This is a genomic window from Arthrobacter sp. SW1 (assembly GCF_001766675.1).
Lineage (GTDB): Bacteria > Actinomycetota > Actinomycetes > Actinomycetales > Micrococcaceae > Arthrobacter.
On the sequence record NZ_MJLT01000049.1, the window covers coordinates 1 to 972 of the forward strand.

Genomic DNA, 972 nt, shown 5'->3' on the forward strand with positions numbered 1-972 from the left:
GCGATACTGTCAAGCATTGTCGGATCCGCAATGACTGTCCTTACGATTTCCAGGAACTGCATGSGCGTGTCGAAGACGAGTGCAACGTGACGACCCTCGACATCCAACCCTTCCAAGCCCAAAGAAGTTGTCACGGTTGGAACCCCGATCGCAAAGGCATCAACGATCTTTGTCTTGACTCCGGATCCGGAAAGAATGGGCGCCAAGTGTAGATCCGTTTCACGGAGCGCCTCATTCAAATCGTCAACGAAACCATGGAAGGTAATCTCCGGACGCGAAAGTTCATGGGCCACCCTCGCATCGATGCTTCCAATCACATCCAGCGAGTACTCAAACCCGGCCTCAACCAGCACAGGAAGAAGCGTGCCAACCACGTATCGCAGGGCCTGCAAGTTCTGCGGTGCCTTTAGATTGCCCAGGAACGCGAAGCGAAGCAGCATGCCGCCTTGACGTAACCGTGGCGGCCGGACGCCACTGACGTCCGCAGACATCGGCGGCACAGAGTACAGGTTAGCCGCGCCCGTCCTCAGCCTGTGCCGCTCAGCCTCCAGCCCCGATACAAAGATGACGCTCGCGGCGGACGCGGTCACATCCAGCTCCATCTTTGCCAATCGTTTGGACTCGACGGCTAGAAGGCGGGCTGCAAACACGTTGGCCAGCCATCCGGCTGCAGCCGGCAATCGCTCCCTGAAGGTTCCAAGCACGTCTGTTGCGCCTGAGGACAGTTGCCTCTGATAGCGGACGGAAAGCAGATCATCGATATCAAGGACGAGCGGCGTCGAGCGCCAATGCCGGACGTAGCCCCACAACCTGAGCATATCCACAACAACAACATCGGGACCGAACTCGGCGATTCGCGAAGTGATCCAACGCGACTTGCCCTCGCCGAAGAAGGCCAAGCATTGAAGCGGCGCTGACAGCCCCAGGTGAAGGGCGCCACGCAACACATCCGCCAGCCCCGGGTAACTGGTG

1 protein-coding gene is annotated in these 972 nt (G+C 58.8%); it reads right to left on the reverse strand.

The window, feature by feature from the left end; all coding sequences use genetic code 11:
• On the reverse strand, positions 1 to 972 hold a 972-nt coding region (locus BIU82_RS15955; RefSeq protein WP_139146655.1), incomplete at both ends, for a glycosyltransferase.